Source organism: Streptomyces sp. NWU339, assembly GCF_003143855.1.
In the GTDB taxonomy this organism is placed as follows: domain Bacteria; phylum Actinomycetota; class Actinomycetes; order Streptomycetales; family Streptomycetaceae; genus Streptomyces.
In genome coordinates this window covers 130843-155530 of sequence record NZ_QFRK01000008.1, presented here as the reverse complement: position 1 = coordinate 155530, position 24688 = coordinate 130843, and the positions used below count along the sequence as shown (strand labels likewise).

The following is a 24688-nucleotide window of genomic DNA, read 5'->3' as shown; positions in this document are numbered from 1 at the left end:
TCTGCGGACCGGCTGGCCATGCTGGTGCTGGGAGCGGCCTGCTTCCCGGCGACCTTCCCAGCGACAAGGAGTACGGCATGTCCACGGACACGGTCGGACGATTCCTGACGGCTCTGGACCCGGACCACCGGAAAGCCGTCAGCGCCAAACCGCGCGAGGAGCAGGAACAGCTCGCGGCGGCCTGGGAGCGGGAGCTGGAGAGCGACACCGAGCTCGACTCCCTCGACGAGCTGTCCCCGGCGGCGGCGGAAGCCGAGGCGGCCCGCCGCGTCCTGGCCCGCGGGACGGGCTGATCCCGACGGCGCCCCGCGCGCCTGACACCGGCCCTCGCGGATGTGTGACGTCCATGGGCCATGGCGCGGGTCACACGGCCGGCCTGTCACAGGGAGCGGGGCGCCGGCGTCTCGTGTTCGTCCAGTGCAACACCACGAACACGAGTGAGGACGACGTCATGGACGCCCGGTTCAACCTGTTCGGCAACGAGATCTCCCTGAAGTTCACCAAGCGGTTCGCCGGCGCCGGCCTGGTGGTCCAGCAGTCGCCGCTGCCGAGGTCCACGCAGGAGCTGGTGTCGCTGCGCGCCAGCCAGATCAACGGCTGCGGTCACTGCATCGACATGCACACCAAGGAGGCGACGGCGGCCGGTGAGAGCGCGGTCCGGCTCCACCTGGTCGCCGCCTGGCGCGAGTCCACCGTGTTCACCGACGCCGAGCGGGCCGCGCTGGCGCTCGCCGAGGAGGGCACCCGGCTCGCCGACGCCCACCAGGGCGTGTCCGACGAGACCTGGTCCCAGGTGCGCAAGCACTACGACGACGACCAGACCGCCGCACTGGTCGCCCTGGTCGCGCTGATCAACGCGGCCAACCGGCTCGCCGTGATCGTGCACCAGCGGGGAGGCTCCTACGAGCCCGGCATGTTCGCCGCCTCGGTCGGCTGACGTCGACCGACCGGGAGGCGTGTCCGGCCCGCCCGGCCCGTGATCATGCGATCAGGGCCGGGCCACCGGTTCACGTGCCGCTCGACGACGTGCTGTCGGACGGTCGACGGAAGGCCTGCCGGCCGCCCGTGCCGTCCGTCAGCCCAACTCGCCTCGTTCGATGCAGAATTCGTTTCCCTCCGGGTCGGACATGGTGATCCAACCCCTGCCGTCGGGGCGAGTGTGGTCGGCCAGTCGGCGGGCGCCGAGGGTGAGGGCTCGGGCGACCTCCTCGGCGCGGGTGCGGCCTGTCGGCTTCAGGTCGAAGTGGAGGCGGTTCTTGGCAGTCTTGCCCTCCTCCACTCGGACGAAGAGCAGGCCCGGGGCGCCGGTCGGGTCCTCGATCAAAACCTCTGGGTCCCCCGGTTTGTCCTCGTCCGAGATCGAGTTGCCCAGCAGGGCACTCCAGAATTGGGCGAGTTCGTAGGGATCGCCCGTGCAGTCGAAGGTGATGTGGCGGATGGTCGGGTTCAACGGTCCTCCGAGGACGCTCGGTCGACTTGACTCGGCTTGCTGCTCGAGCAGGATGTCCGGCGGGGAGGCCGGGCGTCGAACCATTTGTCCGACGCTCCGGTGTCACGACGACAGCAAACTTCCTGGGGGACGAATGAGTCTGATTCCGCTGGTGCTGGGCGTCGGGATCGTACTGGGCGGACTTGCACTGGCGACGGACCACCGTGGCGTCGCCCAACGGGTCGTGGACACACAACTGAACCCCGCATACACCGAATCCGGCATCCTGCGGGGCTTCAGCAGGCTGGGGAGGGAACACCCCGGGATGGACTTCTCGCGCAACGCACCGAGACTCCGAATGCTCGTGCGGATATGGGGCGGGATCGCCGTCGTGGCAGGACTCGGGTTCCTGGCTGTGGGCGTCGCGCTCCTGGTTCGCGCCTGATCTTCGCACCGGTCGAAGGACCGCCCGGACGGCGAGCCGGCGAAGCGGAAGCCACCACGCCGGTCCCGGCCCCGCTCAGCTCACGTGGTGTCCGCCGGGGCAGTGGGTCCCGCCTCCTGTGCGCGCATGCACCACGCCACCAGCGACTACGGCATCACCGAGTCGGCTTGCGCTCGGTTACTTCTCGTGCTCCGAGCGAGCACGCCAGAGGTCGGCACACCACATCGCCAGCACGAAGGGAAACGTGGCCGGAGTGAGTCCAACCGCTTCGATCCCGGCCTGCAACAGCAGCACCGCGGGAACGGCGAGGACGCATGCTCGCCATCCTCTGCCGGTGCTGAGCATGCCCACCACGACGAGCACGGCGTTGAAGCCGTAGACGCCGGTGGTGATCTCGTTGGCCGGGAACAGCGGAACCCCTTGCACGATTCCGTACGTCGCCAGTGCGGCTGCGAGGGCTCCCACTGCCAGGGTCCACCGTGAAACCGCGAGTCCGGCGAGGATGAACAGGCCCGGCAGCAGACCCGTCACGAGGAAGACCTCGGCCGCGCTGGCGAAAACGCCCAGTCCGAGCACCGGGTGGGACGGTGGCGCCGAAGGCCAGTGCCTGAACTCGCCCAGGTACTCCAGCAGCCAGTAGGTGAACACGAATGGCGCAGTGTAGGCCGGTACGCGCAGAAAGTACCGGGCGACGTGCGTGAGCAGCGCGGCTGTCACCGCTCCCCCGACAGCGGCGAGTGCGGTGAGCCACAGTGGACGGAACGAGCCGGCGGCTCCCAGGGCGATCAGGACGGAATTGAAGCCGTAGAGTCCCTGCCCGATCCGCTCGGCCGGTACCCGCAACAGCGCGGCGGTGGCGGCCCCGACCGCGCTTCCGAGCAGTGCGCACATCCCGGCGACCGGGCCGGAGACGAACAGCCCCGCCAGGAACAACACACCGGTGAGCGTGTTGTTCTGCAGGTACACCTGCGCGACTCCGCGAAGGATCCCCCGCAGTGCGTCGAGGCCGAGGGCATTGCGATGTTCCGGTGGGGGCGTCTTCGTGCTCACCAGTGCTCCTCCGTGAGCTCCTTCCCGTCCGGGTGCGTCCGAAGGGCTTCGGTCAGCCGGTGCTGCGCGGTCACCGCGTCGGAAGCCAGGGCGGTGGCCGTCGCCCCGCCGGCGGCCAGCGGGGTCAACGACCACCACTCGCCGCTCGTCGGCCCCACCGGGTCGTTCTTCCAGACCACGGATTCGGTGGCCACGACCCGCGCCCCGGCGAGATAGCCGGCACTGGCCTCCAGGCGGGGGTTTCCGAGTTCGAGCGTCTGCCGCAGCAACGGCACTTCCCCGCGCGTGATGTGCGTGCTGGTCTGCAACAGACCGGAACGCTCACTGCTGCGCCCGAGTACCAGTACCTCGCGGCAGCGCACGAGCGCGCCCTGCGCCAGCTTCGCCCGGAACTCGGCCTCGTGCTCGGCTCGGGCGGTCACGACGGTGTGTTCCGGCAGGTACTCGAGGGTGCCGCCCTCGGCGACCTCGACATGAACGGTGCTGCGGCTGCCGCCCCGGCGGTGGCCGGGCAGCACCAGTGTGGCGGCGACACCGCGCAGCAGCAGGCGCGCGCCCGCTCCGACCCGCACCCGCAGGTCCAGTTCGTCTCCGCCGAGTGGGGACGTCACCGAGTTGACCAGGTGCACCACCGCCCGGTCCGCCGGTCCCGCGGCGGGTCGGACGGCCCCGCGCCGGGGCATCAGGGTCAGCGGTGAGGCCGAGGACAGCTCCCGGACGACGCTGCGGCCCCGCGGGTCGAGCTCCACGGTCAGGCGCGCGCGGGCCTTCACCGCGCCAACTGCTCTCGGACCCAGGCCGTCACCTCGGGCGCTTCGGGGGTGTCGGTCAGCGATTGGGTGATCACCGGAAGCCCGCCGCGCATCCGGTGCGCGTCGGCGGTCATGACCGCCATGTCCGCACCGACCCGCTCAGCCAGATCGATCTTGTTGATGACCAACAGGTCGGCCGTGGTCACGCCGGGACCGCCCTTGCGGGGCACCTTGTCACCTCCGGCGACGTCCACGACGAAGATCTGGACGTCGGCCAGCCCGCGGCTGAACACGGCCGTCAGGTTGTCGCCGCCGCTCTCGATCAGGATCAGGCGCAGACCGGAGTGGCGCTGCTCCAGGCGTTCGACGGCGTCGAGGTTGGCCGTGATGTCGTCGCGGATCGCGGTGTGCGGGCAGGCCCCGGTCTGCACGGCCTCGATCCGGTCCGGGTCGAGGACGCCGGCACGCCGCAGGAAGTCCGCGTCCTCGGTCGTGTAGATGTCGTTGGTCACCACGGCGAGGTCGACCTCGGCGCCGAGGGAGCGGCACAGGGCGGCGACCAGTGCGGTCTTCCCGCTTCCGACCGGACCGCCCAGTCCGATGCGGAGCGGGCGTCCCGCGGTGGGCGCAGAGCCGAAAGGGTCTGGTTCCGGCGCGGTCGGATCGAAGTTCACCGGGTGCCGGTGGTCGTGGTCGTGCCGGTGGTCGTGGTCAGCTGGCAAAGAGCCTCACCTCGTCTCGATGGTGCTGTTGGTGGGCCTGCGCCAGCAGATCGAGCGCGGGAGCGCCCACCGCGGGTAGAGCAGCCGGGTCGTGTCCGGCCACGGAAGCGGCGTACTCGGTGATGCGTTCGAGATCCGGCCCGAGTGCGGCCACGGCGGCGTTCGCGGCGAAGGGATCGAGGCCCAGCAGCCGCACAGCGGCCGAAGCGGGGCCGCTGACCGACAGGTACGCCGCCACAGCGGCGGCCTCCTGCGGCGTGCCCGCACGCGCGCCCCCCATCAGAGCGCCGATGACAGCCGGGTGGTGTGGTCGCGTGGACACCGCCAGCAACGCGTCGAGCGCTGCCGAGGGCCAGGCGATGCGACCGGCACGCGCGGTCCCGCGCCCCTGCGCGCGGGACGCCTCGCGCTGCGCGGGGAACGGCGTGCGCGCGTCGATCTCGGAGTCCAGCCGCCGCCAGTACCGGTCGTCGACTCCCGCGGCGGCGGCGTGAGCGGCGGCGGCGGCGAACACCGCGGCCAGGCGACCCGCGCTCCGCAGCCGTCCGAACAGGAACTCCCGCAGTCCTCCGGGACCGGTGACCAGACCTCGGTGCACGGCTTCCTCCACCCCGCCCGAGTGCGCGTGGCCCCCGCCCGGAAAACGGGCGTCGGCAAGTGCCAGCATGACCAGCGAGCACGACATGGTCAGAACAGGAAGTAGCGTTGCGCCATCGGCAGCTCCGAGACCGGATCCGGTTCGACGAGTTCCCCGTCGATGCGCACCGCGAAACTGTCCGGGTCCACCCGGATCTCCGGGGTGGCGTCGTTGAGCGGCAGGTCGGCCTTGGTGGTGGAACGGGTGCTGGTGACACCGATGAGCCTACGGAACAGACGCAGCCGTTCGGGGAGCTCGGCGTCCAGCGCTGTCGGGGCGACGAAGTGCACGCTGCTCGCCGCGGCCGGCTTCAGGAACGACCCGAACATCGGACGCGAGAACACCGGTTGCGGTGTGGGGATCGAGGCGTTGGCATCGCCCAGCGCGGCCCGCGCGGCGAACCCGCCCTTGAGGACCATGTGGGGCTTGACGCCGAAGAACTTCGGTTCCCACAGCACCAGGTCGGCGATCTTGCCGACTTCGACCGAACCGACCGCGTCCTGGATGCCGTGCGTGATCGCCGGGTTGATCGTGTATTTGGCGATGTACCGGCGGGCGCGCATGTTGTCCGCGCGGTGGTCGCCCGGAAGCGAGCCCCGATGCCGTTTCATGGTGTGTGCGGTCTGCCAGGTGCGCATGACGACCTCGCCGATGCGCCCCATGGCCTGCCCGTCGGAACTGACCATGGAGATCGCGCCCACGTCGTGCAGCACGTCCTCGGCAGCGATCGTGGTCGGTCGGATACGGCTTTCGGCGAAGGCCAGATCCTCCGGAATCGACGGCTTCAGGTGGTGGCACACCATGAGCATGTCGAGGTGCTCGTCGATCGTGTTCACGGTGTGCGGGAGGGTCGGGTTCGTCGACGACGGAAGGATGTACGGCTCGGAGGCGACCCGGATGATGTCCGGTGCGTGCCCTCCGCCGGCGCCCTCGGCGTGGAACGCGTTGATCGACCGGCCGTTGATGGCCTCCAGGGTGGACTCGAGGAAGCCGGACTCGTTGAGGGTGTCGCTGTGGATCGCGATCTGCACACCGGTTTCCTCGGCGATGCGCAGGGCGTTGTCGATCACCGCGGGGGTGCATCCCCAGTCCTCGTGCAGCTTCAGGCCCCCGGCGCCCCCGCGCAGCTGCTCGGTCAGTGCTTCGCCGCGCATGGTGTTGCCCTTGCCGAGCAGCAGGATGTTCAGCGGGACGCCGTCTAGGGCCTGCAGCATACGCCCGATGTTCCAGTCGCCCGGCGTCACCGTGGTCGCCCTGGAGCCGTCTGCCGGCCCGGTACCGCCACCGATCAACGTCGTCGTTCCCGAAGCCAGCGCGACGTCGATCGATCGGGGATCGATGAAGTGGACGTGGCAGTCGACCGCCCCGGCGGTGAGGATCCGGCCGTTTCCCGTGATGATCTCCGTCGACGGACCGATCACCAGCGCCGGATCGATGCCGTCGGCAGCGTTCGGGTTGCCTGCCTTGCCGATGCCGACGATGCGTCCGTCGCGGATGCCGACGTCGGCCTTGACCACTCCCCAGTGGTCCAGGATCACAGCGCCGGTGATGACCACGTCCGCCGTGCCCTCGGCGCGGATCGCCATCGACTGCCCCATCGACTCGCGGACCACCTTGCCGCCGCCGAACACGGACTCGTCACCGGAACCGTGCGGTCCCAGGCTGCGATCCTCGGTGACCTCGATGAACAGGTCGGTGTCGGCCAGGCGTATCCGGTCACCGGTACTGGGGCCGAACAACTCGACGTAACGTGCACGGTCGATCCGCGGTGTGTTCTGGTCCGAGGTCATCGGTGCCCTTCACCCTTACGTCCATAGGCGAATTCGGTCGGCTGGTGGTCCCGGCTGTCCAGGTCACCGGCCCATTCCAGGCGCAGCCCCCGGATCCTGCGGAGCCCGGAGATGGGGACCAGCACCACCTCCCGCTCGACGCCGGGCTCGAAGCGCACGGCGGTACCGGCCGGAATGTCCAGTCGATGCCCCCACGCGGCCTGGCGGTCGAACTCCAGCTCAGGATTGGCGGCGGCGAAGTGGTAGTGCGAACCGACCTGCACCGGCCGGTCCGCGGGGTTCACCACGCGGATCCGCGTGCGGACACGTCCGGGGTTCAACGGCACGGCTTCGTCCGCGGGAATGATCTCTCCTGGCAGCACGGGGCCTCCTAGGCGATCGGCGAGTGGACGGTGACCAGCTTGGTTCCGTCCGGGAAGGTCGCCTCGACCTGCACGTCGTCGATCATCTCCGGGACGCCTTCCATGACCTGCTCACGTCCGAGAACGCTGCGTCCACTGGACATCAGCTCTGACACGCTGCGCCCATCACGAGCTCCCTCGACGACGTGCTCGGTGATCAGCGCGATCGCTTCCGGGTAATTCAGCCGCACCCCCCGCTCCAGTCGGCTGCGGGCGAGTTGGGCGGCAACGCAAACCAGAAGTTTTTCCTGCTCCTGCGGTGACAGTTGCATGGTTCCTTTGTAGTACTGCGAGAGGCGATCGCAACTTGAGCTTGAATCCCACACCGTTGCGTCACTGACTTCGCTCGTCAGGGCGAACCTTCGCGAAGCCCCTGAAGAGCTCGGGGCAGTGGCTGTATCCCGTGGTGGGTGAGGTATGCGGGGGGGGCGGGCTGACCGCTGTGGGGCGGAGCGCCTCGCGGCTGCGGACGCGGGCCAGGGCGACCGGGGCGAGGCGGGGGTGAGGACCGGCGGAGTGGTCCGGGGCCCGGAGAGAGCGGGCCCCGGAGCCGGCTACTTGGCCCGGGACAGTTCCGCTCGGCCGAAGAGGAGGGCGTAGCCCGGGGGCAGTCGGTCCAGGATGCGGGTCACCAGGGCGTCACCGACCAGGGGCGGCAGGACGCTCAGGACCGAGCTGGTGTCCCAGCGGGCCGTGGCCGGGGTCGCCCCCTCGATGCGGGTGGCCAGCGAGTCGACGAACTCCGCCGCCGTCAGGGGTCGGGTCGCCGGGATCTGGGAGGCGATCACCCTGGCCGCCTCCTCCGGCAGAGCGCGGGCCAGGTCGACGCGTTCGTCGCCGACGACGTGGCCGCCGAGGGCGGACAGGACGATGCGGGTGACGCTCTCCGCCTCCGCTCTCGTCGGGTACCGGCCCGCCTCCCGTACCGCGTCCACCAGTTCGCGCCAGCCGTCCTCCCCGCCGTCGTCGCGGCGGGTGCGGCGGTCGCGGTTCGGGGCGGGGATCACCCCTTCCGTACGCGGCGTCACGGGCTTCTGCGGCGTCAGCGTGGTCATGTTGTGGCTCCTCTCCCTTCTCGGGGCTTCGGTCGCCCTCGCATCGGACAGGCATGGGGGCGCGTCCCGCGGAGGCCGGGGCCGGGGTCCGCGGGACGCGTTCCGTGCGTGCTGTCAGCCGCCGATCTGCTTGCGGCTGTCGCCGCCGGTGATCTGGATGCGGCGCGGCTTGGCCTGTTCGGCCACCGGGATGCGCAGGGTCAGGACGCCGGCTTCGTAGGACGCGTCGATGCGTTCGGTGTCCAGGGTTTCGCCGAGGAAGAGCTGACGGGTGAAGGAGCCCGTGGGACGTTCGGCGACCAGCAGCTCCGCGTTCTCGGGAGCCGGGGAACGGCGTTCGGCGCGCACGTTGAGGACGTTGCGCTCGACGTCCAGTTCGATCGTCTCGGGGTCGATGCCGGGGAGGTCGAAGTGGACGATGAAGTCGTCCCCTGCCCGGTATGCCTCCATCGGCATCACCGAGGGGCGGCCGGTGGAGCCGAGGACCTGCTGCGCGAGTCGGTCGAATTCGCGGAAGGGGTCCGTGCGCATGAGCATCACAGCTCACTCCTTTCATCAATGGTCCAGGTGCGATGCCCTACGCCTTCTTATATAACTCGCGGGAGGAAAGTTGACAACCCCATACTCAACTCCCGGCTCCGGCACCCACGGCCCTCTCACGACTCGGCCCACCACGGGCGCGATACGGCCGGTCCGGGGGTTAGCCTCGGAGTCTTGTGAGGGCCCGCCCTTCAGGCGCGGCGGCAGAAGACAGGACAGAACATGGCGAAGGTTCCCGGCTCGGTACTGGCCGCGAGTGGACTGGTCGGCGGGTACGGCGTGGCCCGCTGGACGCGGAAGCGGGAGCTGGGCGGGGTCGTGCTCGCCGTCGCCGGGGCCGCCGCCGCGCGGCAGTGGCGGGAGCGGGCCGGAGGAACGGCCGCGGGGGCGCTGTCGGCGGCGTACGTCGCCGCCTTCGCCGGGTCGCATCCGCTCGCGAAGAAGGTCGGCGCCTGGCCGGCGGTGTTCGGGGCGGCGGGGGCCGTGGCGCTGGCGTCGTGGGCGGTCGCCGACCGGCGGGGCTGAGGGAGTCCGCCGGGGCGGGACCGGACGGCGGGTTCAGGCCCGCCGGTCAGGTCGCGCACGTCCGGCGGGCCGGGGGCCCGGTCAGGTCCGGTGGCTCAGCACGTTCACGACGCGGCCGTTCGGGTCGCGGACGAAGAAACGGCGTACGCCCCACTCCTCGTTCCGCAGCTCCCGTACGATCTCCGCTCCCGAGGCCAGCACCTGCTCGTACACCGTGTCGACATCCTCGACCTCCACGCTCAGGTCGGGGACGACCGGTCCGGTGCGTTCCTCGGTGAAGAAGCTGATCTGGGCGGTGGGGTTGGCGGGGGACGCGAGCGTCATGACCCAGCCCATGTTCATGACCTCCTCGAAACCGAGCAGGCCGTAGAAGTCGCGGCTGCCGCGCATCGCCTGCTCGGAGTCGACGTGGAGGTCGGGCATGATCCTGCGGACGGTCATGGTTTCTCGGCTCCTCACGGTCGGCATGCCCCGGGAGGACGGAGACTACGCCCCCACCACCCGCGCCACCGTGTAGATGGCCAGGCCCGCCAGGGAGCCGACGACCGTGCCGTTGATGCGGATGAACTGGAGGTCGCGGCCGATGTTCGCCTCGATCTTCCTCGTGGTGTGCTCGGGGTCCCAGCTCGCCACGGTGTCCGTGATCAGAGAGGTGATCTCCTTGCGGTAGGTGGTCACGACGTACACCGCGGCGCTCTCCAGCCAGCCGTCGACCTTGCCCTGCATCTTGGGGTCGGCCGCCATGCGCGCGCCCAGCGACAGCAGTGAGGCGCGTACCCGCAGCCGCAACTCGCTGCGCTCGTCCTCCGCCGCGGAGACGATCATGGATCGTACGGCGGTCCAGGCGGAGGCGATCAGGTCCTGGACCTCGCCGCGGCCGAGGACCTCGCCCTTGAGGCGTTCGACCCGGGCGCGGGTGTCGGTGTCGGACTGGAGGTCGGAGGCGAAGTCGGCGAGGAAGCGGTCGAGGGCGCCGCGCGCGGGGTGGGTGGGCATGTCGCGCATCTCGGTGATGAAGCGCAGCAGCTCCTTGTAGACGCGGTCGCCGACCTTGCGGTCCACGAACCTCGGGGTCCAGCCGGGGGCCCCGCCGTGCACGGCGTCCATCACGTAGTCGCGGTGCAGCACGAGCCAGTCGTGGGCGCGGGTGACGACGACGTCGACGGCCTTCTTGTGACCGCCGTCGGCGACGATCCTGTCCAGCATCTTGCCCATGCCGGGCGCGATCTCCTGGGCGTTCGCGCGACGCGTGACGGCCTCGCCGACCACCGCCTGGACGTCGGAGTCGCGCAGCACGGTCAGCGCGCCGCGCAGGGCGGCCGACAGCTCGGCGGTGACCCGGTCGGCGTGTTCGGGCACCGCGAGCCAGGCGCCGAGCCGGTTGCCGATGCCGACGGCGCGCAGCCGCCCGCGGACGACGTCCTCGGAGAGGAAGTTCTCGCCGACGAAGTCGCCCAGGGAGACACCGAGCTGGTCCTTCTTGTTGGGGATGATCGCGGTGTGCGGGATGCGCAGGCCGAGGGGGTAACGGAAGAGGGCGGTCACGGCGAACCAGTCGGCGAGCGCGCCGACCATGCCCGCCTCGGCCGCGGCGGCGACATAGCCCGCCCAGGCGCCGGCGCCCCGGTGGGAGGCCCATTCGGCGAGGACGTACACCACGGCGACGAACAGCAGCAGTCCGGTGGCGGTGAGTTTCATCCGGCGCACTCCGCGCTGCTTCTCCTCGTCCGCCGCGCTGAACGTCGTCATCGTGCGGTTCGTGGCGCCGCCGGAGCCGGGACCCGGAGCGGAGCCGGCACCGGGGCCCGCGCCAGGACCCGCACCGGCGTCCGTGGTGTCCGCCGCCCTCGTCCGCTCGGTCCGTTTCATCCGCTCCACTCGCTCCACCTGCTCCGGCCCGCTGCACCTGTTCGGTGATCCCTCACACATTGTCCCTTCCTGTCCGACTCCCGGAACGGAACAGGAGTTCCCGGCGTCTGTTCAACGGGGGATCCGCAGGAAGTCCTGCCGGGGATCCCCCTCGTCCATGACGCATCATGGGATCGTCCGAACGGAGCCTCGGGCTCCCACCGTCCGAGGAGAACAGAACAGCATGACCCGGGGACGTGACGGAGGCGCGGGGGCGCCGCCCGCGAAGTACCGCGCCCTGCTCGCCGCCGTGGTCGCCGCGATCGTGGCCGTTTCCGCCGCCATCTACGTCACGGCGGCCTCCGACGACGGTACGCGACACCGCGGCACCCTCGCCGACGGCCACGGCGCTCCGCAGAACCCGGCCGCACCCGCCTCCACCGGCACCTGGGTCGGCTCCTGGGCCGCCTCCCCCGTCGGGGGCGAGCCCGGCACCGAGACGACCGGCCTCGCGGGCCGCTCGGTGCGCAACGTCGTGCACACCAGCGTCGGCGGCACCAGTGCCCGGATCACCCTGTCCAACCTCTACGGGCAGTCCCCGCTGACCGTCACCCACGCCTCGATCGCCGTCTCCGCCGGCCGGGGCACCGCGGCGGCGCTCCCCGGCACCATGCGGCGGCTCACCTTCGGCGGCCACCCCGCCGTCGTCATCCCGGCCGGCGGCCAGGTGATGAGCGACGCCGTGCGCATCGCCGTCCCGTACGACGGGGACGTCCTGGTCACCACGTACTCCCCCAGCATCTCCGGACCGGTCACGTACCACCCGCGCGCCCGCCAGATCTCCTACGCCGCCCGCGGCGAGCACACCCGCGACACGACCGGCGCCGCGTACACCGAGGAGAGCGCCTACTGGCGCTACCTGACCGCGCTGGACGTGCTGAGCAACGAGGCCGACGGCACCGTCGTCGTCCTCGGCGACTCGCTCACCGACGGCGTCACCTCCACCACGGGCGGCAACAACCGCTGGCCGGACGTCCTGTCCGACCGGCTGCGCGCCGCGGTCGAGGCCGGGCGGGACGTGCCGCGCCACGGCGTCGTCAACGCGGGCATCAGCGGCAACCGCGTCCTCGCCGACGGCCTCGGCCGCCCCCCGGAGAACCCCAGCGGCCTGAACCGGTTCGACCGCGACGTCCTCGACCGTACGAACGTCAGGGTCGTCGTCATCGTCCTCGGCGTCAACGACATCCTGCGCGACCGGAACCTCGCCGACCCGGACGCGGTCGTCGGCGGCCTGAACACCCTCGTCGAGCGGGCCCACGCCCGCGGTCTGAAGGTCGTCGGCGCGACACTGATGCCGTTCGGCGGCCACCGCGGCCACACCGGCCCGCGCGAGGCGGTACGGCAGCAGATCAACGCGGAGATCCGCGCGGGGCGCGTCTTCGACGCCGTCGTCGACTTCGACCGGGCCCTGCGCGACCCGTACGACCCGCGCCGGCTGCGCTCCGACTACGACTCGGGCGACCACCTCCACCCGAGTGACCGGGGGTACGCGCGGATGGCGGAGGTCTTCGACCTGGACGACCTGAAGGGCGGGGCACCGGCCCGGCTGTAGGGAGCGGGCGGCCGGTGCGGTCCGGCCCGCTCAGCGGTCGCCGTCGCGGCGGGGTTCGCGCTGCTCCTCGCCGTGTCGGCCGTGCAGGGAGTCGAAGGAGCCGTACCCGTGCCCGTGGCCTCCGTGGTCCAGGAAGGCCTGGCCGGACGAGGAGGCGTCGAGCTCGCGGCTGTGTTCCTGGCGGTCCTGGCGTTCCATGCGTTCCTTGCGTTCCAGCTTCTCGCGGCGGCGTTCCTCGCGCAGCCGCTGCTTCTCCGCCCGGGCCAGCTTGCGCTGGACGCCGACGCCGCCCCAGAAGGCGAACCCCGTGACGATCACCCGCGGGGCGCCCGGGTCACCCGGCTCGCCCTCCTCACTGTGGTCGAAGCCGCCCATGAGGCCGAAACCGCGGACGACGACCTCGACACCCGGCGGGACGATGACGTCCACCCCGCCCATGATCGCGACCGCGTTGATCACGACCTCGCGGTCCGCGAAGTTCGCCTCCCGCAGATCGATCTGCCCGCCGCCCATGAAGGTGAAGCAGTTGAACCGTCGCGGCGCCGTCCAGCGGCCCTTGCGCTGGAACCCCGACATCACGGCGACGGCCCAGGTCGAGGTCCCCTCGCTGCCCGGGACCACCCGGTCCGCCCAAGTGTCGCCCTGCTCCGGGGCCTTGCTCAGGGAGACGGCGGGGGCCGTCACGCCCGGGGCGGGCAGATCGCGGGTGATCGGTTCGAGTTCCCGGTAGGTCCGCGCCTTGTACGTCGCGTCCAGCCGTTCCTCGAACTCGTCCATGTCGAGGCGCCCCTCCGCGAGCGCGTCCCGCAGGACGGCGGCCACCCGCTCTCGGTCGGCATCGGAGGCGCGGAGGTCCGGGACTGCGTCGTCGGTCATGCACAGCAGCCTACGAGGTCCCCCGATCGAGGGCTACGAGCGACCGGGGGCTACGAGACCGCCCGCCCCGCCGCGTCCGCCCGCCCCGTCCCGTCCGACTGCTCCGCCTGCTCTGCCCGCTCCGCGTACATCTTCGCGATCACCGCCTCGATGTCCGGCTCCCGCACCGACAGGTCGACCAGCGGGTACTCCGCCGCGATCCGCGCCACCAGCGGAGCCGCCGACTCCGCCGCCGGGAACGCCAGCCACTGCCTCGGCCCCTCCACCCGCACCACCCGCGCGGGCGCCGGCGCGTCGATCGGGGGCAACTCCCGCTCCAGGTCCACCACCAGGGTCCGCTCGCTCTCCCCCGCCCGGTGCAACCCGGCGAGCGGGCCGTCGTACATCAGCCGGCCGTGGTCGATGACCATCACCCGCGAGCACAACTGCTCGATGTCCTGCAGGTCGTGCGTGGTCAGCAGCACCGTCGTGGCCCGCTCGGCGTTCAACTCCCGCAGGAACTCCCGCACCTTGGTCTTGGAGACGACGTCCAGACCGATGGTCGGCTCGTCCAGGTACAGCACCTCCGGGTCGTGCAGCAGCGCCGCCGCGATGTCGCCGCGCATCCGCTGCCCCAGGGACAGTTGCCGTACCGGGGTGTCCAACAGGGCCCGCAGGTCCAGCAGTTCGACCAGCCGCTCCAGGTTCGCGCGGTACCGCGCGTCGGGAATCCGGTACATGCGGTGCATCAACCGGTACGAGTCGATCAGCGGCAGGTCCCACCACAGCGTTGTCCGCTGCCCGAACACCACCCCGATACGGTGCGCCAGCCGCACCCGCTCCCGGGTGGGATCGATACCGGCCACCCGCAGCCGGCCGCCGCTCGGGGTGAGGATCCCCGTCAGCATCTTGATGGTGGTCGACTTGCCCGCGCCGTTCGGCCCGATGTAACCGACCATCTCACCGCGGGCCACGGAGAACGAGAGCGAGTCCACGGCCCGCACCCGCCGCCGCTCCCGCCTCAGGAAGCCGGTCTTCTTCCGTACGTCGAAGACCTTCTCGACCCGGTCGAGAAGGATGAACCCGCCGCCACCGTCGTCGTCCACCGGCTAACTCCCTGTACTCCGATACGAACGAAGCCCCGCCCGCCACGCCACCCCCGCCAGCGCGCAGCACACCGCCGCCACCACCGGCGACACGAACGCCGCCCACTCCGGCAGTCCGAGCGGATACGGCCGGCCCAACACATAGGAAGCGGGCACCCAGTTGACGAAGGCGAGCGGCAGCACGAAGGTCACCCCGCGCACCAGTTCCTGCGCGAACACCGTCGGCGGATACTGCAGCAGCGTCTGCCCGCCGTAGGTGAACGCGTTCTGCACCTCGGACGCGTCCTGCGCCACGAACTGGAACGCCGCGCCCGCCACGAACACCGCGCAGAAGACCGCCGCCCCGCTCACCACCGTCACCGGCATCAGCAGCAGCTTCAGCGGCGTCCAGTCGACGTCCAGCGAGACGAGGGCCCAGCACAGGACGACCAGCCCCTGCAGCAGGCGGGCGACCCGGCGCAGCGCGAAACGGTCCGCGGCGACCTGGGCGAGCACCGGCACCGGCCGCACCAGCAGCGTGTCGAGCGTGCCGTCACGCACCCGCCGCCCCAGCCGGTCCATCGAACCCAGCACCAGGTCCGCGGTCCCGAAGGACAGCATGGACAGGCCGTACAGCAACGCCACCTCGGCCAGGACGTAACCGGCCAGCACGTCGACGTGCGAGAACATCAGCACGATGCCGACGAAGTCCAGCCCGGTCACCACCAGGGACCCCACGGTCGTCAGTACGAACGACGCCCGGTACGTCATGGTCGACCGGATCCACATCCCCGCGATCAGCCCGTACGCGCGCACCCCCTGAACCAACCCGCCGGCGTGCACCGGCCCGCCGACGTCAGCCACCCTGGACCACCACCCGCCGCGTCGCCGCCGACTGCACCAGCCGTCCCGTCACCAGCAGCGCCACCGCCCACCCGCCCTGGAGCACGAAGACCCGCCACGCGCCCGTCTCGCCCATCAGGACGTCGGCCGGCCCCTGGAGGAGCGCCGCCCACGGCAGCACCCGCACGACCTCCCCGAACAGCCCGGGAAAGACGTTCAACGGCAGCACCATGCCCGAGCAGAGCAGCCCCAGGATCATCAGCATCTGCATCACGCCCGTGCCGTCCAGCAGCCAGAACGTGCTCAGCGCCACCAGGTACCGGATCGCGAAACTGACCACCATCGCGAGCAGCACCGTCAGCAGGAACGCCAGCCAGGTCAGCGGATCGCCGGGCAGCGCCACCGGGAAGACCAGCACCCCGAACAAGAAGGGGACCACCCCCCGCCCCAGCAACTGGAACCCCGACCGGCCCAGATCGTGCGCCAGCCACCACCACTGCAGGTCGGCCGGCCGGTACAGATCGATCGCGATCTCACCCGTACGGATCCGTTCCATCAGTTCGATCTCGAAGCCGCCGCCCTGAACGGCCAGCGTCGCGTACAGCGCCTGCCCCAGCCACACGTACGTGACCGCCTGCGCCGGCCCGTACCCCCCGAGATCCGGCCGCTCGTTCCACAGCGCCAGATACGTGTACACGAGGATCAGCCCGAAGACGGTGTTGGTGAACACCCCGGCCACCGTCGCCGCCCGGTACGTCGCGTACCGCCGAAAACCCCCGGCCACGACGGCCAGATACAACCGAACCGAGCCCCCACCTGGGCGTACGCCGGTACTCGCGGCCACGCCCACACCCGCGCCCCCGGCCGCGTCCACACCTCCGGCCTCGCCCACCACCGCCTCCCGGCCTCTCCGCGTCCGACACCGAAGCGCAGGATCGTACTGCCCGCGCCTGACGCCCCGCCAGGCATTTTCCGGCGACCTCGCGGGCAGACGACCCCGCACCGGAACCGGCGGCCCACGGCCCTACCCCGTACCTCGAGGGCCATACGTGTGAGAAGCCGCATGCGAGGCCGAGACGCGCCGTCGACAGGGAAGTGAGCGCCGGATGCGACAGTCCTCTATAAGAGGAATGCACGACGCGAATGTGAACTCATCACGCCTACCGCAACGAACACGGCGAAACAGGAGGCCGTACTCGACATGAGCGACGAGCCGCAGCCACAACAGCACGGCCAGGGCTGGGCACCGCGGGAGCCGCGGGCCGCCGGCACCCCGCAGCGCGGAACCGGAACCGGGACCGGGACCGGGACCGGGAGCGGAACCGGGGGCAAGCGGGTGCGCACCGGATGGCGCCGGTTCGTCCCCACCTGGCGGATGGTGCTCGGCGGCTTCCTCGTCGCCGCCCTCCTGCTCGTCGGCGGGTTCTTCCTCGGCTACAGCCTGGTGCACATCCCGTCCGCCAACGCCCTCGCCACCCAAGAGGCCAACGTCTACCTGTACGCCGACGGCTCCGTCCTCGCCCGCGACGGCGTGGTCAACCGGGAGAGCGTCAGCCTCGACCGGATCTCCGCGGAAGCCCAGCACGCCATGCTCGCCGCCGAGGACCGCGACTTCTACACCGAGTCCGCCGTCGACCCCCAGGCGATGATCCGCGCCGCCTGGAACACCGCCACCGGCAAGGGCAAACAGTCCGGCTCGACCATCACCCAGCAGTACGTGAAGAACTACTACCTGCGCCAGGAGCAGACCGTCACCCGCAAGGTGAAGGAGTTCTTCATCGCCATCAAGCTGGAACGCGAACAGAGCAAGGACGAGATCCTCGAGGGCTACCTCAACACCAGCTACTTCGGGCGCAACGCCTACGGCATCCAGGCCGCCGCCCAGGCCTACTACGGCATCGACGCACAGGACCTCGACGCCCCCCGCGCCGCCTACCTCGCCGCCCTCGTCAACGCCCCCAGCCAGTACGACGTCATCGCCCACCCGGAGAACCGGCCCGCCGTCGAGTCCCGCTGGAACTACGTCCTGGACGGCATGGTCCAGCAGGGCTGGCTGAACGAGGCGGAGCGCACCGGCCTGAAGTTCCCCGAGCCGAAGGAGACCACCACCTCCACCGGCATGTCCGGCCAGCGCGGCTACATCGTGCGCACCGTGAAGGACCACCTGATCCGGAACAAGATCCTCGACGAGGAGGAACTCGACGCCGGCGGCCACCGCATCACCACCACCCTGCACAAGGACAAGCAGGACGCCTTCGTCGACGCCGTCAACGACAACCTGATCGACCGGCTCGACCCGGAGAACCGAAAAGTCGACACCTACGTCCGCGCGGGCGGCGCCGCCATCGACCCCCGCTCCGGCAAGGTCGTGGCGATGTACAACGGCATCGACTACGTCAAGCAGTACACCCCCAACGCCACCCGCAGGGACTACCAGGTCGGCTCCGCCTTCAAACCGTTCGTGTTCGCCTCCGCCGTCGAGAACGGATCCACCACCCAGAGCGGACAGCCCATCACCCCGAACACCGTCTACGACGGCACCAACGAACGAACCGTCCAGGGCTGGCCCGGCGAACGCTACGCCCCGGCCAACGAGGACGACCGCTCCTACGGCCACATCACCGTCCGCGAGGCCACCGACAAGTCCGTCAACGCCGTCTACGCCCAGATGGCGGCCGACGTCGGCTCCGACAAGGTCCAGCAGACCGCCATCGACCTCGGCATCCCCGCCACCACCCCCGAACTGACCGCCTCCCCCTCCATCGCCCTCGGAGTGGCCACCGCCAGCGCCCTGGACATGGCCGAGGCGTACGCGACCCTCGCCAACCACGGCGAGCACCGCGCCCACACGATGATCGAGAAGATCACCAAGGACGGGAAGAAGACGGTGCCGCTGCCCGAGCGGAAGACCCGCCGGGCCGTGAGCCGCGAAGCCGCCGACACCACGACCGCCGTCCTGCGCGGCGTCGTCCAGAACGGCACCGCCTCCGCCGCCCAGGGCGCCGGCCGCCCCGCCGCCGGCAAGACCGGCACCGCGGAGGAGGACAGGGCCGCCTGGTTCGCCGGCTACACGCCCGAACTGGCCACCGTCGTCTCCGTCATGGGCCAGGACCCCGTCACCGCCGCGCAGAAGGAGCTGTACGGCGCCATGGGCCTGTCACGCATCAACGGCGGCGGCCCCCCGGCCGAGATCTGGGCCCAGTTCACCCGGGAGGCGCTCAAGGACGAACCCGTCAGCGACTTCGACCTCCGGCTCCAGCGCGGCGCCGAGCACACCGCACCGCCCACCGCGAGCGCCGACCCGTCCTCGAGCACCACGGACGACGCGTCCCAGGCGCCCGGCACGGACGAGAGCGCGAACCGGAACCCGGGCCAGGACGAGGACGGCACCGAGGGCGGGACCCAGGGCCGGACCGACGAAGACACCACCGGCGACATCCCCACCGGCGGCGGCACGTCGGACAGCGGCACCACACCCGCCGGTGACACCACGGGCGTCACCGGCGACGGCACGGGCAACACGGGAAACACGGGCAACGGCGGCACCGACGGAGCCAACGGCACGGACGGGACGGGCGGACCCCCCGGAACCGGCACGGACACCGGCAGAGGCGGCCAGGGCAGCCAGGACGGCCTCACCGGCTTCATCCAGCAGAGCGCCCGCAGACAGTGAGCGACCGGGAGCAGGCGACCGGACTCAGTGCCCCGAGGTCACCTTCAGCCCCACCACGGCGACCACCAGGAGAGAGACGAAGAAGATCCGCGCGGCTGTCACCGGCTCCCCCAGCACCACCATGCCCAGCACCGCCGCCCCGGCCGCACCGATCCCCACCCACACGCCGTACGCCGTACCGATCGGCAGCGTCTTCGCCGCGTACGACAGCAACACCATGCTCGCGACGATGCCGGCGCCGGTGAGAACACTCGGAACGAGACGGGTGAAACCCTCGGTGTACTTCATACCGATCGCCCAGCCCACCTCGAGCAGACCGGCGACCAGCAGCAGAACCCAGGCCATGACAGGCACCTCCGGGACACGAAAGGAAACGGGGGTGCGTCGTCTTTGCCTTCACCCGGTACGGCGCGTCTCGTCGGGGCCCGGCGGGCCTCGCCACCAGGTCCGCCCACTCTAGCCAAAAACAGGGAAAAGGGCTGGTGACGATGGTCACCAGCCCCTCCTCGACCCAGATCTACAGGTACAACCCCGTCGAGTCCTCCGAACCCTCGAACCGGTCCGCAGCCACGGCGTGCAGATCACGCTCCCGCATCAGCGCATAGGCGGTGCCCCGCACCTCGACCTCCGCGCGGTCCTCCGGATCGAACAGCACCCGGTCACCCGGCTCCACCGTCCGCACGTTCTGCCCCACCGCGACGACCTCGGCCCACGCCAGCCGACGGCCCACCGCCGCCGTCGCGGGAATCAGGATGCCGCCCCCGGAACGCCGCTCGCCCTCGCTCGCGTCCTGCCGCACGAGTACGCGGTCGTGCAGCATCCGGATGGGCAGCTTGTCGTGCCGGGGGTCGTGCTCGTTTCTCTTGGCGCTCACACCTGAAACCTACCTGCCTTCACCACGGGCGCACGCCCTCGGGTCCGGGTCAGCGCCTGCGCCGACGCGTCCCCAGGGTCAGCAGCCCCACGACGCCCACCACCAGGAGCGCCACCGGCACGACCCGCTCCAGCCGCGGTGCGCCGTCCTCGTCCACGAACTGCGCCTTCACATCGCTCACCGCACGATTGACCCCGACGTACGCTCTGCCGAGCGTGTGGTCGATGTTGGAGGCGACCCTGGCCTTCGCGTCACCGACGATCGTCTTCGGGTGCACCCGCACACCGATCTCGTCGAGGGTCTCGGCCAGCACCGCGCGACGGCGGCTGATGTCCGCCTCGATCTGCGCCGGGGTTCTGGTGTCCGCCGTGTCCGCCACCGTGTCGCCTCCGAAATCCGCTGAAACCCGTACCTGTGCCGGACAGTCTGTCAGCTTCACGCCGTGCCGTACCGGCAGGGCACCCGGTTACCCTCGATCCCGGCACCTGATCCACCCAGCGCGTACGTACGAGGAGACCAGACCGATGAGCGAACGCCTCCAGCCCGGGGACGAGGCCCCCGCCTTCACCCTGCCCGACGCCGACGGCAACGAGGTGTCCCTGGCCGACCACAAGGGCCGCAAGGTCATCGTCTACTTCTACCCGGCCGCGCTCACCCCCGGCTGCACCAAGCAGGCCTGCGACTTCACCGACAACCTGGAACTGCTGGCCGGAGCGGGCTACGACGTCATCGGCATCTCGCCCGACAAGCCGGAGAAGCTCGCCAAGTTCCGCGAGAAGGAGTCCCTGAAGGTCACCCTCCTCGCCGACCCGGACAAGCAGGTCCTGGAGGCGTACGGCGCCTACGGCGAGAAGAAGCTCTACGGCAAGACGGTCGTCGGCGTCATCCGCTCCACGATCGTCGTCGACGAGGACGGCAAGGTCGAACGCGCCCTCTACAACGTCAAGGCCACGGGCCACGTCGCCAAGATCATCAAGGACCTGGCGATCTGAGCCGGAGAACCCCGACAACGGCTCGTACCGGACCCCCGGTACGAGCCGTTCGCTTTCCATGCGTGACCGTCCGATAAACGGTTCGTTACTCCGTACGAGGCCACGAACGGGTGGTCGGGATCGGAGGGGAACCGATGGGGGCAAGCGCGTACACCAAAGAGCGCCTGGAAGAGGCGGCTAGGGGGGCGCGGACGTTGTCGGAGGCGCTGGTGCGGTTGGGGGTGGATCCGAAGAGTTCGACGCGGGCGTACATCCGGGGGCGGATGAAGAGATTGGGCGTGGACGTTTCGCACTTCGAGCCCGATGGAGTGCGATGGACCAGGGACGTCCTGCAAGCGGCCGTATCCGTCTCGACCAGCGTGTACGAGGTGCTGCGCCACCTCGGGCTCGAAGTCGTCGGCGGTCAGCACGCGCACATCAGCCGCCGCATCAAGGCGTACGGCATCGACACCTCGCACTTCACGCCAGTGGTCCGCACCGAGCGGCAGAGGTACAACCAGCGCCGCCGGACCGCTGCGGAGATCCTCGTCGAGGACACGTCGGATCATGCCAGGCGCATTCCGAGCAGCCGACTCAAGAGGGCGTTTCGCGAACTCGGCCTGGGCGAGCGCTGCGCGCTCTGCGGAATCGGGCCGGTGTGGCTCGGGGAACCACTGCCACTTGAGGTTGATCACATCGACGGCAACTGGCGGAACAACCGGATCGAGAACCTTCGGCTGCTCTGCCCCAACTGCCACTCAACGACGGACACTTACCGCGGTCGAGGCAAGAGGAATGACTCATGACCAGCGGCATCCGGTACACCCCCGGACGACTGGCCGAGGCCGCCGAGAAGTGCGCTGACATCGACGAGGTCATCGCTTTCCTGGGCGCCCGGCCATACGGGAATCTCCGCCGGTACTTGTCGAGACGGTTCGCTCACTTCGGCATCGACATCTCGCACTTTCGTCCCTGCGGCAGACGCCCTCGCCCTACAGAGGACGAGCTACGAGCGGCGGTCACCGAGTCGGCCTCTCTGGCAGAGGTACTGCGTCGCCTGAACCGCCCTGGCAATGGCGCACAACGCACGCAGTTGCGTGAGTGGGTCGCCGAGCACCGCATCTCGACATCACATTTCCTCGGGCAGGCCCATCAGCGAGGGAAGTCCGGTACGACCGCCAAGAACCCTGAAGAGGTACTGGTGAAGCACGACAGCACCAATCGGACAGCAACCAAGCGCCTACGCCGGGCGCTTCTCGGTGTCGGGGTGGCTGAGGAATGCGCCCGCTGCGGGGTCGGCCCCGAATGGCTGGGCAGGCCCATGGTCCTGGAGGTCGATCACATCAACGGGGACTGGCGGGACGACCGGCGGGAGAACTTGCGGTTGCTGTGCCCCAACTGCCACGCGATCACCAGCACGTGGTGCAGAGGAGGCGCCAGGCAACGCGCGACTCCCGGTACCATGACAGGCGCCAGCGGCGGTGGCGCAACGGCGACGCAGCAGACTTAGGATCTGTGGCCCTTGAACGGGCTTGAGGGTTCGAATCCCTTCCGCCGCACACTAACGGCCTGCGAATCAAAAGGTGATGCGCAGGCCGTTGGCATGCGAGTTCAGCCCAGCAGCTCCCGCACCGCCGGTACCAGTGCCCGGAAGGCCTTGCCGCGGTGGCTGATGGCGTTCTTCTCCGCTGCGGAGAGCTCCGCGCAGGTGCGGGTTTCGCCGTCCGGCTGGAGGATCGGGTCGTAGCCGAAGCCGCCGGTGCCGGCGGGCTCGTGGCGCAGGGTGCCGCGGAGTTGGCCCTCGACGACGCGTTCGGTGCCGTCGGGGAGGGCGAGGGCGGCGGCGCAGGCGAAGTGGGCGCCGCGGTGGTCGCCGGGGATGTCGGAGAGCTGGGCGAGGAGCAGGTCGAGGTTGGCCCGGTCGTCGCCGTGCCGGCCGGCCCAGCGGGCGGAGAAGATGCCGGGGGCGCCGTTGAGGACGTCGACGCAGAGGCCGGAGTCGTCGGCGACGGCAGGGTGGCCGGTGGCCCGGGCGAGGGCGTGGGCCTTGAGGAGGGCGTTCTCGGCGAAGGTGGTGCCGGTTTCCTTGACGTCGGGGATGTCGGGGTAGGCGTCGGCGCCGACGAGTTCGTGGGGCAGTCCGGCGTCGGCGAGGATCGACCGGAGTTCGGTGATCTTTCCGGCGTTGCGGGTGGCGAGGATCAGGCGGGTCATGGGGCCCAGTATTCCGGGCCCCGTTCCCTCTGTTGCCGGCCGCCTCGGGCTACGGCGTGCAGACCTTCGTCAGTTCGCCGGCCGCGTCGGTGACGGGGCTGATGTCGGGGGTGTTGTCGCCGTCCTTGAGGGAGGTGCGGACGTTGGCGGTGGCCTGTTCGAGGTCGTCGACGGCCTTGCCGACGTCGGCGTTGTCGGTCTTGTCGCTTATCTCGCCGAGGTTCCGCTCGATGGAGTCGAGGGCTTCCTCGAGCTGGGTGACGTCGTCGGAGGCGTTCTCGACGGCCTGTTGGAGTTCGGTGACGCTGTCGGCGATGGCGTCGGCGGTCCGGACACAGTCGAGTGCCTTGTCGACGGCGCTGCAGCCGGTGGTGAGTCCGGCGGTCAGTGCGACGGCGGCCAGTGTGGCGGCAACGGCTGTGGTGCGGCGTCGGCGGCTCGCGGCCATGGAACGGTCCCTCCCTTGTCGGGCCGGGCGGCCCTTGTGGCTGGCCGGGCGGCCGGGTTCGGTCCGTGCGCCCGTATTCCTTCAGACGCGGTGGTGGCCGGCGCGGTTGCCCGCGTCGGCCACGTCCCTTGGTGCGTCTTTTACCTTTCGAGGACGCTGTCGAGCGCGGCCTGCTGGGCGGTGGTCAGGTCTGCGCAGCCGGTGACGGCGAGGTCGAGGAGGGTGTTGAGTTCGGTGCGGTCGAAGGGGGCCGCCTCGGCGGTGCCCTGGACCTCGACGAAGCGGCCGTCGCCGGTGCAGATGACGTTCATGTCGGTGTCGGCGCGTACGTCTTCCTCGTAGCAGAGGTCGAGGAGCGGGACGCCGTCGACGATGCCGACGGAGACGGCGCTGACGGTGCCGGTGAGGGGCTGGCGGCTGGCGCGGATGAGCTTGTTGTTCCTGGACCAGTTGATGGCGTCGGCGAGGGCGACGTAGGCGCCGGTGATGGCGGCGGTGCGGGTGCCGCCGTCGGCCTGGAGGACGTCGCAGTCCAGGACGATGGTGTTCTCACCGAGTTGCTTGTAGTCGATGACGGCGCGCAGGGACCGGCCGATGAGGCGGCTGATCTCGTGGGTGCGGCCGCCGATGCGGCCGCGGACGGATTCGCGGTCGCCGCGGGTGTTGGTGGCGCGGGGGAGCATCGAGTACTCGGCGGTGACCCAGCCCTCGCCGCTGCCCTTGCGCCAGCGGGGGACGCCTTCGGTGACGGAGGCGGTGCAGAGGACTTTGGTGTCGCCGAAGGAGACGAGGACGGAGCCTTCGGCGTGCTTGCTCCAGCCGCGTTCGATGGTGACCGGGCGGAGTTGATCGGGGGTGCGGCCGTCGATTCGAGACATGGCGTCGAGCCTAGCCGCATGCGGGAAGGGCCCCTTCCGGG

Annotated in this window: 31 protein-coding genes, 1 tRNA gene and 1 riboswitch; of the genes, 10 read left to right on the top strand and 22 right to left on the bottom strand. The window is 70.4% G+C overall.

Going from position 1 to position 24688, the window contains the following annotated elements; all coding sequences use genetic code 11:
- The first annotated feature begins 77 nt into the window (after window positions 1-77).
- On the top strand, window positions 78-293 hold the full coding sequence (locus tag DIZ27_RS12195) for a hypothetical protein (RefSeq protein ID WP_109378387.1): 216 nt from the start codon (window positions 78-80) through the stop codon (window positions 291-293).
- A gap of 158 nt (window positions 294-451) precedes the next feature.
- Window positions 452-937 carry a carboxymuconolactone decarboxylase family protein gene (locus tag DIZ27_RS12190; protein WP_109378461.1) on the top strand — a complete coding sequence of 162 codons (486 nt, stop codon included), beginning with the start codon at window positions 452-454 and terminating at the stop codon, window positions 935-937.
- A gap of 138 nt (window positions 938-1075) precedes the next feature.
- Here the strand turns inward: DIZ27_RS12190 and DIZ27_RS12185 are convergent, their stop codons facing one another.
- A complete protein-coding gene (locus DIZ27_RS12185; RefSeq protein ID WP_109378386.1) occupies window positions 1076-1450 on the bottom strand; it encodes a VOC family protein in 375 nt (124 codons plus the stop codon).
- A gap of 133 nt (window positions 1451-1583) precedes the next feature.
- Here DIZ27_RS12185 and DIZ27_RS12180 point away from each other — a divergent pair, with 133 nt between their 5' ends.
- Complete coding sequence (locus DIZ27_RS12180) at window positions 1584-1874, top strand: hypothetical protein (protein ID WP_109378385.1); 291 nt, start codon at window positions 1584-1586, stop codon at window positions 1872-1874.
- A gap of 177 nt (window positions 1875-2051) precedes the next feature.
- Here the strand turns inward: DIZ27_RS12180 and DIZ27_RS12175 are convergent, their stop codons facing one another.
- The 9 genes from DIZ27_RS12175 to DIZ27_RS12135 all read right to left on the bottom strand — a co-directional run bounded on the left by DIZ27_RS12175 (window position 2052) and on the right by DIZ27_RS12135 (window position 8818).
- A complete protein-coding gene (locus tag DIZ27_RS12175; RefSeq protein ID WP_181383494.1) occupies window positions 2052-2924 on the bottom strand; it encodes an urea transporter in 873 nt (290 codons plus the stop codon).
- Window positions 2921-3697: an urease accessory protein UreD gene (locus DIZ27_RS12170; protein ID WP_109378384.1), complete on the bottom strand. Its 777-nt coding sequence runs from the start codon at window positions 3695-3697 to the stop codon at window positions 2921-2923. The genes DIZ27_RS12175 and DIZ27_RS12170 overlap by 4 nt, the downstream gene beginning before the upstream one ends.
- On the bottom strand, window positions 3694-4398 hold the full coding sequence (gene ureG, locus DIZ27_RS12165; RefSeq protein WP_109378383.1) for an urease accessory protein UreG: 705 nt from the start codon (window positions 4396-4398) through the stop codon (window positions 3694-3696). The genes DIZ27_RS12170 and ureG overlap by 4 nt, the downstream gene beginning before the upstream one ends.
- Entirely contained in the window at window positions 4388-5083 is a 696-nt protein-coding gene (locus DIZ27_RS12160; protein WP_109378382.1) for an urease accessory protein UreF, read from the bottom strand. Before DIZ27_RS12160 ends, ureG begins: the two co-directional genes overlap by 11 nt.
- 2 nt (window positions 5084-5085) lie before the next feature.
- Entirely contained in the window at window positions 5086-6825 is a 1740-nt protein-coding gene (locus DIZ27_RS12155; protein WP_109378381.1) for an urease subunit alpha, read from the bottom strand.
- Complete coding sequence (locus DIZ27_RS12150) at window positions 6822-7187, bottom strand: urease subunit beta (RefSeq protein WP_109378380.1); 366 nt, start codon at window positions 7185-7187, stop codon at window positions 6822-6824. The genes DIZ27_RS12155 and DIZ27_RS12150 overlap by 4 nt, the downstream gene beginning before the upstream one ends.
- Window positions 7188-7195: 8 nt before the next feature.
- Complete coding sequence (locus tag DIZ27_RS12145) at window positions 7196-7498, bottom strand: urease subunit gamma (protein WP_109378379.1); 303 nt, start codon at window positions 7496-7498, stop codon at window positions 7196-7198.
- A 282-nt stretch (window positions 7499-7780) separates the two neighbouring features.
- Complete coding sequence (locus tag DIZ27_RS12140) at window positions 7781-8281, bottom strand: DUF2267 domain-containing protein (protein WP_109378378.1); 501 nt, start codon at window positions 8279-8281, stop codon at window positions 7781-7783.
- A gap of 114 nt (window positions 8282-8395) precedes the next feature.
- Complete coding sequence (locus tag DIZ27_RS12135; RefSeq protein ID WP_181383493.1) at window positions 8396-8818, bottom strand: Hsp20/alpha crystallin family protein; 423 nt, start codon at window positions 8816-8818, stop codon at window positions 8396-8398.
- A 225-nt stretch (window positions 8819-9043) separates the two neighbouring features.
- On the opposite strand from DIZ27_RS12135, the gene DIZ27_RS12130 reads away from it, so the two are divergent.
- A complete protein-coding gene (locus DIZ27_RS12130; RefSeq protein WP_109378376.1) occupies window positions 9044-9346 on the top strand; it encodes a hypothetical protein in 303 nt (100 codons plus the stop codon).
- A gap of 81 nt (window positions 9347-9427) precedes the next feature.
- Here DIZ27_RS12130 and DIZ27_RS12125 read toward each other — a convergent pair whose 3' ends face one another.
- Entirely contained in the window at window positions 9428-9787 is a 360-nt protein-coding gene (locus DIZ27_RS12125) for a VOC family protein (RefSeq protein WP_109378375.1), read from the bottom strand.
- 45 nt (window positions 9788-9832) lie between these two features.
- Window positions 9833-11215: a DUF445 domain-containing protein gene (locus tag DIZ27_RS12120; RefSeq protein ID WP_109378374.1), complete on the bottom strand. Its 1383-nt coding sequence runs from the start codon at window positions 11213-11215 to the stop codon at window positions 9833-9835.
- Window positions 11216-11438: 223 nt separating this feature from the next.
- On the opposite strand from DIZ27_RS12120, the gene DIZ27_RS12115 reads away from it, so the two are divergent.
- Window positions 11439-12806, top strand: a complete 1368-nt coding sequence (locus DIZ27_RS12115) for an SGNH/GDSL hydrolase family protein (protein ID WP_109378373.1) — start codon at window positions 11439-11441, stop codon at window positions 12804-12806.
- A 30-nt stretch (window positions 12807-12836) separates the two neighbouring features.
- Here the strand turns inward: DIZ27_RS12115 and DIZ27_RS12110 are convergent, their stop codons facing one another.
- The 4 genes from DIZ27_RS12110 to DIZ27_RS12095 all read right to left on the bottom strand — a co-directional run bounded on the left by DIZ27_RS12110 (window position 12837) and on the right by DIZ27_RS12095 (window position 16388).
- On the bottom strand, window positions 12837-13682 hold the full coding sequence (locus DIZ27_RS12110) for a DUF1707 domain-containing protein (protein WP_109378372.1): 846 nt from the start codon (window positions 13680-13682) through the stop codon (window positions 12837-12839).
- Window positions 13683-13732: 50 nt separating this feature from the next.
- The gene (locus tag DIZ27_RS12105; RefSeq protein ID WP_109378371.1) at window positions 13733-14767 is read right to left on the bottom strand and encodes an ATP-binding cassette domain-containing protein; all 1035 of its coding nucleotides are present in this window, start codon (window positions 14765-14767) and stop codon (window positions 13733-13735) included.
- Between the two features lie 3 nt (window positions 14768-14770).
- Window positions 14771-15535 carry an ABC transporter permease gene (locus DIZ27_RS12100; RefSeq protein WP_109378459.1) on the bottom strand — a complete coding sequence of 255 codons (765 nt, stop codon included), beginning with the start codon at window positions 15533-15535 and terminating at the stop codon, window positions 14771-14773.
- Between the two features lie 67 nt (window positions 15536-15602).
- Window positions 15603-16388, bottom strand: a complete 786-nt coding sequence (locus DIZ27_RS12095) for an ABC-2 family transporter protein (protein ID WP_109378370.1) — start codon at window positions 16386-16388, stop codon at window positions 15603-15605.
- Window positions 16389-16790: 402 nt separating this feature from the next.
- Here DIZ27_RS12095 and DIZ27_RS12090 point away from each other — a divergent pair, with 402 nt between their 5' ends.
- Complete coding sequence (locus DIZ27_RS12090) at window positions 16791-19262, top strand: transglycosylase domain-containing protein (protein WP_109378369.1); 2472 nt, start codon at window positions 16791-16793, stop codon at window positions 19260-19262.
- A 24-nt stretch (window positions 19263-19286) separates the two neighbouring features.
- Here DIZ27_RS12090 and sugE read toward each other — a convergent pair whose 3' ends face one another.
- The 3 genes from sugE to DIZ27_RS12075 all read right to left on the bottom strand — a co-directional run bounded on the left by sugE (window position 19287) and on the right by DIZ27_RS12075 (window position 20515).
- Entirely contained in the window at window positions 19287-19607 is a 321-nt protein-coding gene (sugE, locus tag DIZ27_RS12085) for a quaternary ammonium compound efflux SMR transporter SugE (protein WP_109378368.1), read from the bottom strand.
- 33 nt (window positions 19608-19640) lie between these two features.
- A riboswitch (guanidine-III (ykkC-III) riboswitch) is annotated at window positions 19641-19708 on the bottom strand.
- 71 nt (window positions 19709-19779) lie between these two features.
- A complete protein-coding gene (locus tag DIZ27_RS12080) occupies window positions 19780-20136 on the bottom strand; it encodes a co-chaperone GroES (RefSeq protein ID WP_109378367.1) in 357 nt (118 codons plus the stop codon).
- Window positions 20137-20185: 49 nt separating this feature from the next.
- Entirely contained in the window at window positions 20186-20515 is a 330-nt protein-coding gene (locus DIZ27_RS12075) for a DUF3618 domain-containing protein (RefSeq protein ID WP_109378366.1), read from the bottom strand.
- A 145-nt stretch (window positions 20516-20660) separates the two neighbouring features.
- Between DIZ27_RS12075 and bcp the strand changes: the two genes are divergently transcribed.
- The 4 genes from bcp (at window position 20661) to DIZ27_RS12055 (ending at window position 22666) form a co-directional block, all read left to right on the top strand.
- A complete protein-coding gene (gene bcp / locus DIZ27_RS12070; protein ID WP_109378365.1) occupies window positions 20661-21128 on the top strand; it encodes a thioredoxin-dependent thiol peroxidase in 468 nt (155 codons plus the stop codon).
- Between the two features lie 134 nt (window positions 21129-21262).
- Window positions 21263-21913: an HNH endonuclease signature motif containing protein gene (locus DIZ27_RS12065; RefSeq protein WP_109378364.1), complete on the top strand. Its 651-nt coding sequence runs from the start codon at window positions 21263-21265 to the stop codon at window positions 21911-21913.
- Window positions 21910-22617: an HNH endonuclease gene (locus tag DIZ27_RS12060; protein WP_109378363.1), complete on the top strand. Its 708-nt coding sequence runs from the start codon at window positions 21910-21912 to the stop codon at window positions 22615-22617. Before DIZ27_RS12065 ends, DIZ27_RS12060 begins: the two co-directional genes overlap by 4 nt.
- Window positions 22583-22666 (top strand) — tRNA-Leu (locus tag DIZ27_RS12055). Before DIZ27_RS12060 ends, DIZ27_RS12055 begins: the two co-directional genes overlap by 35 nt.
- A 52-nt stretch (window positions 22667-22718) precedes the next feature.
- Here the strand turns inward: DIZ27_RS12055 and rdgB are convergent.
- The 3 genes from rdgB to rph all read right to left on the bottom strand — a co-directional run bounded on the left by rdgB (window position 22719) and on the right by rph (window position 24647).
- The gene (gene rdgB / locus DIZ27_RS12050; protein WP_109378362.1) at window positions 22719-23321 is read right to left on the bottom strand and encodes an RdgB/HAM1 family non-canonical purine NTP pyrophosphatase; all 603 of its coding nucleotides are present in this window, start codon (window positions 23319-23321) and stop codon (window positions 22719-22721) included.
- A 49-nt stretch (window positions 23322-23370) separates the two neighbouring features.
- Window positions 23371-23769: a hypothetical protein gene (locus DIZ27_RS12045; protein WP_109378361.1), complete on the bottom strand. Its 399-nt coding sequence runs from the start codon at window positions 23767-23769 to the stop codon at window positions 23371-23373.
- Between the two features lie 140 nt (window positions 23770-23909).
- Window positions 23910-24647 carry a ribonuclease PH gene (gene rph, locus DIZ27_RS12040; RefSeq protein WP_109378360.1) on the bottom strand — a complete coding sequence of 246 codons (738 nt, stop codon included), beginning with the start codon at window positions 24645-24647 and terminating at the stop codon, window positions 23910-23912.
- Window positions 24648-24688 lie beyond the last annotated feature (41 nt).

Excerpts from the sequence above, each read along its gene's own strand:
- sugE (WP_109378368.1), bottom strand. The coding sequence starts at position 19,607 with ATGGCCTGGGTTCTGCTGCTGGTCGCCGGTCTGCTCGAGGTGGGCTGG.
- DIZ27_RS12130 (WP_109378376.1), top strand. The coding sequence starts at position 9,044 with ATGGCGAAGGTTCCCGGCTCGGTACTGGCCGCGAGTGGACTGGTCGGC.
- DIZ27_RS12120 (WP_109378374.1), bottom strand. The coding sequence starts at position 11,215 with ATGAAACGGACCGAGCGGACGAGGGCGGCGGACACCACGGACGCCGGT.
- DIZ27_RS12065 (WP_109378364.1), top strand. The coding sequence starts at position 21,263 with ATGGGGGCAAGCGCGTACACCAAAGAGCGCCTGGAAGAGGCGGCTAGG.
- rph (WP_109378360.1), bottom strand. The coding sequence starts at position 24,647 with ATGTCTCGAATCGACGGCCGCACCCCCGATCAACTCCGCCCGGTCACC.
- DIZ27_RS12140 (WP_109378378.1), bottom strand. The coding sequence starts at position 8,281 with ATGACCACGCTGACGCCGCAGAAGCCCGTGACGCCGCGTACGGAAGGG.
- DIZ27_RS12135 (WP_181383493.1), bottom strand. The coding sequence starts at position 8,818 with ATGCTCATGCGCACGGACCCCTTCCGCGAATTCGACCGACTCGCGCAG.
- rdgB (WP_109378362.1), bottom strand. The coding sequence starts at position 23,321 with ATGACCCGCCTGATCCTCGCCACCCGCAACGCCGGAAAGATCACCGAA.
- DIZ27_RS12115 (WP_109378373.1), top strand. The coding sequence starts at position 11,439 with ATGACCCGGGGACGTGACGGAGGCGCGGGGGCGCCGCCCGCGAAGTAC.
- DIZ27_RS12100 (WP_109378459.1), bottom strand. The coding sequence starts at position 15,535 with ATGTGGATCCGGTCGACCATGACGTACCGGGCGTCGTTCGTACTGACG.
- DIZ27_RS12045 (WP_109378361.1), bottom strand. The coding sequence starts at position 23,769 with ATGGCCGCGAGCCGCCGACGCCGCACCACAGCCGTTGCCGCCACACTG.
- DIZ27_RS12145 (WP_109378379.1), bottom strand. The coding sequence starts at position 7,498 with ATGCAACTGTCACCGCAGGAGCAGGAAAAACTTCTGGTTTGCGTTGCC.
- DIZ27_RS12180 (WP_109378385.1), top strand. The coding sequence starts at position 1,584 with ATGAGTCTGATTCCGCTGGTGCTGGGCGTCGGGATCGTACTGGGCGGA.
- DIZ27_RS12090 (WP_109378369.1), top strand. The coding sequence starts at position 16,791 with ATGAGCGACGAGCCGCAGCCACAACAGCACGGCCAGGGCTGGGCACCG.
- bcp (WP_109378365.1), top strand. The coding sequence starts at position 20,661 with ATGAGCGAACGCCTCCAGCCCGGGGACGAGGCCCCCGCCTTCACCCTG.
- DIZ27_RS12190 (WP_109378461.1), top strand. The coding sequence starts at position 452 with ATGGACGCCCGGTTCAACCTGTTCGGCAACGAGATCTCCCTGAAGTTC.
- DIZ27_RS12110 (WP_109378372.1), bottom strand. The coding sequence starts at position 13,682 with ATGACCGACGACGCAGTCCCGGACCTCCGCGCCTCCGATGCCGACCGA.
- DIZ27_RS12155 (WP_109378381.1), bottom strand. The coding sequence starts at position 6,825 with ATGACCTCGGACCAGAACACACCGCGGATCGACCGTGCACGTTACGTC.
- DIZ27_RS12125 (WP_109378375.1), bottom strand. The coding sequence starts at position 9,787 with ATGACCGTCCGCAGGATCATGCCCGACCTCCACGTCGACTCCGAGCAG.
- DIZ27_RS12160 (WP_109378382.1), bottom strand. The coding sequence starts at position 5,083 with ATGTCGTGCTCGCTGGTCATGCTGGCACTTGCCGACGCCCGTTTTCCG.
- DIZ27_RS12060 (WP_109378363.1), top strand. The coding sequence starts at position 21,910 with ATGACCAGCGGCATCCGGTACACCCCCGGACGACTGGCCGAGGCCGCC.
- DIZ27_RS12195 (WP_109378387.1), top strand. The coding sequence starts at position 78 with ATGTCCACGGACACGGTCGGACGATTCCTGACGGCTCTGGACCCGGAC.